This is a genomic window from Marinobacter sp., from assembly GCF_052094685.1.
Taxonomy (GTDB): domain Bacteria; phylum Pseudomonadota; class Gammaproteobacteria; order Pseudomonadales; family Oleiphilaceae; genus Marinobacter.
The window spans coordinates 1-3,422 of sequence record NZ_JBQDKB010000168.1 but is presented as its reverse complement, the minus strand read 5'-3'; the positions used below and the strand labels follow the sequence as shown (position 1 = coordinate 3,422).

Genomic DNA, 3,422 nt, shown 5'->3' with positions numbered 1-3,422 from the left:
CCATAACGTAGGCATGGGTGGGCACGACTACCTTCCCGTTTCTATTGGCCACGGTTGGCAGAAGGGGCCACGAAACTCGCCTACAGTGTTCAACGCTGTTTTTAATGCCGCCCAGTTCTGGGATGGCAGGGCGGCGGACCTTGCGGAGCAGGCGAAAGGGCCAGTTCAGGCGGGCGTAGAGATGAGCAGCACGCCGGAGCGTGTTGTAAAAACACTGTCCAGTATGCCAGCTTATGTTGAGAAGTTTGGCCAAGCCTTTCCCGGTGAGGATGACCCGGTAACTTTCAATAATATGGCTGTAGCGATTGAGGCCTATGAAGCAACGCTGATTACGCCGGATGCCAATTTTGACAAATTCCTGCGCGGTGATAAAACAGCCTTGAATGAGCAGGAACAGGGAGGTTTGGCGCTGTTTATGGATAAGGGCTGTGTGGCCTGCCACGCTGGCGTTAACCTAGGCGGTCAGGCTTACTATCCGTTTGGTCTGGTGACCAAACCTGGTGCCGACATTCTGCCTACCGGCGACAAAGGCCGTTTTGCGGTGACTTCCACCGCTTCTGATGAGTATGTATTTAGGGCATCACCTCTGCGGAACATCGAGCTGACAGCGCCTTATTTCCACTCTGGTGCAGTTTGGAGTCTGGAAGAAGCTGTTGCTGTTATGGGTACTGCTCAGTTGGGTGCAGAACTGAATGATGGGGAAGTTAAGTCTATCACTGCTTTCCTGAAAACCCTGACCGGAAAAATTCCGGAAGTACGGTATCCCGAGCTGCCACCAAGCACCGACGATACCCCGAAACCAGAATCCATGGTCGTGCCGCAGTGATCTTAGCAGTGACTTAAAGCCTGTCTGGCTCTGTTATTCCGAACCCTGCTTATTCGGGGTAACAGAGCCATTCGTAACCCGGCCATATCCACTCTCCGAATGCTGCTTTACATAACGATACACCATTAAATACAAACTCTAAGCGCCTTCAACTACACTCCGATTTAACATTATCTTAAATTGAATGTTTGTCTGTGCGTCGGAACGTGGTTTTAAAGGAGACTTTTCCATGCATTTCATTTCTTTAATTGTCTTGGCAATGCTCTCGTTTTTTAGCTCCGAGCAAGTGCTTGCAGCGGAAAGGCTGTATATCTATACCGAGAATTTCCCACCCTACAATATGAGCACCCAAGGCCGCGCGTTCGAGCATAGCGCGGACAATATTGATGGCATTTGCACGGAAAGGGCGAAAGCGGTTCTGAATAAGTCTGGTCTCGATTACCGGATCAAACTGCGCAATTGGAATTACGGCTATAACCGTGCCTTGAATAAAGCCAATCACGGTATCTTTTGCACCACCTATACGGAGGAGCGGGCGCCCATGTTTAAGTGGGTGGGGCCATTGGCACAGAACCTGTGGACTGTTTTTGCAGCCCCGGGAAGCACCTTTACCATGGACAAGCTTGAGGATGCCAAAGGCAAAACCATCGGGGGGTATCGCAACGATGTCAGGAGCGAGTACCTTCTAAAGCGCGGTTATGAGATGTCTGTAATCGAAAGTGACGATCTCAATCCGAAGCGCTTGGCGCTGGGCCAGATTGATCTATGGATTGCAGAACGTCTTGGAGGGCCATATCTGGCCTCTCAGCAGGATATCGAAGGATTGGTTCCGGTGTTTTCGTTCAACGACGTTGATTTGTATTTGGCCATGAGCCCGGATACCCCTGATGAGGTTATTGAAGACCTCAACAAGGCGCTCGCAGCCGTCAAAGATAATGGAACCTATGATGCAATTGGGACCAAGTACGGCCTTTAATTGTTGAGCACGTGATAAAAAATCCTGGGTAGAAGCTACCCGGGACATAAAGCACCGGATATTTTATCCGGTGAAGGCCATGTCATCCGCATGCAGTTGCATTAGGTTCTTGCTGGGGCTGAGCATAGTGCTGGCGTGGGCGTGGGCGTGGGCGTGGGCTCTAGGCAACAGCCGCTCATAGTAAAATTCCGCTGTGGCCAGCTTGGCTTTATAGAATGCCTCTGATTCATCGCCCCCGTTATCCAAACGATCCGCAGCCACCGCGGCTTGCCGCGCCCACATATAAGCCATGGTCACGTAACCGCTATACATCAGGAAATCGTAAGAAGCGGAGCTAACAACGTCGCGATCCTTGCGCGCGGCAAGCATGATCCGCACGGTAAGCAGATTCCACTGGCCCGTTAACTTCAGTAGCTCAAGTGCAAATGGACGTAACCGGCTGTCGGTCAGCTGCTTACGGGCAAAGTTGGCGACCCGGGCCGTAAATTCACGAACGGCGCCCCCCTTGGTGTTTAACAGTACTTTGCGACCAAGCAAGTCCAGCGCCTGAATGCCGGTGCCGATTCGTGCGGTATTCATAAAGGTGAACATGCACTCTAGGCCCTTATTCTCTGGGCCGATCAGATAACCGGTTGAGTCATCGAAGTTCATTACACAGGTTGCGGAGGCCTTGATACCCATTTTCTTTTCCAGGCTGCCACAGCTAACTCTGTGGGCTTCACCTAAGCTGCCGTCTTTATGGTGCCGGCCAAGCGGCCTTCAGTCATGGCCGCAAGATAGTGTAAAAAAAATGCAAAACCTGTGTCTTGTGATTCCCAAAGCCGGCCGGCACTCTATACTCTTGCTGGAATTGGCGTTAATGCTGTTGAGTGGCTGCTCCGGACCCGCGCTGGTCGACTACGCAGAGCGTGGCCCCAAGCTGGTTCCTGAGCAGTTTTTCAGCGGTGAACTTACCGCCCGCGGTGTGGTCAAGGACATGTCTGGTGAAGTCCAGACCCGACACCTTGATCAATCAAACCACCATGAGTAAGTGGGGCATTGATGTCGGTGAGATCGTTCTGGTTATCCAGAAACGTTAACAAGTATCTAATCAAATCTGATGGGCAGTGGAAGATCTATGTGGAAGCAATGGCTAATTGGGCTGGTACTGGTTGTTGTCGCCGCAGGGGCTGCGTTCACGTACCGTTCAATAGATAGTGACAATGCGGCACAAAGCGATCGCGAACGGCCTGCCAGTGTCGTCAATACGCAGACTCCCGAGCTGGATACCGTGCGCGATGTGGTTACAGCAGTTGGTAATCTGAAGGCTGTGAACGCGGTGGAGCTGACCACTGAAATTAGCGGGCGCGCGGTGGCACTTAATCTTAAAACGGGCCGTCGCATTGAGCAGGGCGATGTCCTTCTACGACTTGATGATCGCCAAGCGAAGGCCGATCTCAGAGTGATTGAGGCCCAGTTAGCCGATGCCCGCCGAAAGTTGGAGCGCGCCCAGAGCCTCCGATCCAGCAATAGTGTTTCCCAGTCTCAGGTGGATGAACTGCGCACAGCCGTTGATGTTGGAGACGCTCAGCGCCAGGCAGCTCAGGTGCGTTTGGAAAACCATCGGATTGAAGCATCGTT

Annotated in this window: 5 protein-coding genes and 2 pseudogenes; 5 read left to right on the top strand and 2 right to left on the bottom strand. The window is 52.3% G+C overall.

The genetic code is table 11. The features are described 5' to 3' along the window. On the top strand, positions 1-826 hold an 826-nt coding region (locus ACTH3S_RS18155), incomplete at its 5' end, for a cytochrome-c peroxidase (RefSeq protein WP_441810411.1). A gap of 229 nt (positions 827-1,055) precedes the next feature. Further along, a complete protein-coding gene (locus ACTH3S_RS18150) occupies positions 1,056-1,802 on the top strand; it encodes a substrate-binding periplasmic protein (protein ID WP_441810410.1) in 747 nt (248 codons plus the stop codon). Between the two features lie 63 nt (positions 1,803-1,865). On the opposite strand, the gene ACTH3S_RS18145 is transcribed toward ACTH3S_RS18150, so the two are convergent. Both ACTH3S_RS18145 and ACTH3S_RS18140 read right to left on the bottom strand, forming a co-directional pair. After that, positions 1,866-2,339, bottom strand: coding sequence for an acyl-CoA dehydrogenase C-terminal domain-containing protein (locus ACTH3S_RS18145; protein WP_441810413.1), 474 nt, complete (start codon positions 2,337-2,339; stop codon positions 1,866-1,868). 3 nt (positions 2,340-2,342) lie between these two features. Then, positions 2,343-2,525, bottom strand: a pseudogene (locus ACTH3S_RS18140) (acyl-CoA dehydrogenase); the annotation flags it as partial. 67 nt (positions 2,526-2,592) lie between these two features. Here ACTH3S_RS18140 and ACTH3S_RS18135 point away from each other — a divergent pair. The 3 genes and pseudogenes from ACTH3S_RS18135 to ACTH3S_RS18125 form a co-directional block, all read left to right on the top strand. Further along, the gene (locus ACTH3S_RS18135) at positions 2,593-2,832 is read left to right on the top strand and encodes a DUF3833 family protein (protein WP_441810409.1); all 240 of its coding nucleotides are present in this window, start codon (positions 2,593-2,595) and stop codon (positions 2,830-2,832) included. After that, positions 2,825-2,881 carry a hypothetical protein gene (locus ACTH3S_RS18130; protein ID WP_441810412.1) on the top strand — a complete coding sequence of 19 codons (57 nt, stop codon included), beginning with the start codon at positions 2,825-2,827 and terminating at the stop codon, positions 2,879-2,881. Before ACTH3S_RS18135 ends, ACTH3S_RS18130 begins: the two co-directional genes overlap by 8 nt. A 38-nt stretch (positions 2,882-2,919) precedes the next feature. Then, positions 2,920-3,422: pseudogene (locus ACTH3S_RS18125) on the top strand (efflux RND transporter periplasmic adaptor subunit); the annotation flags it as partial.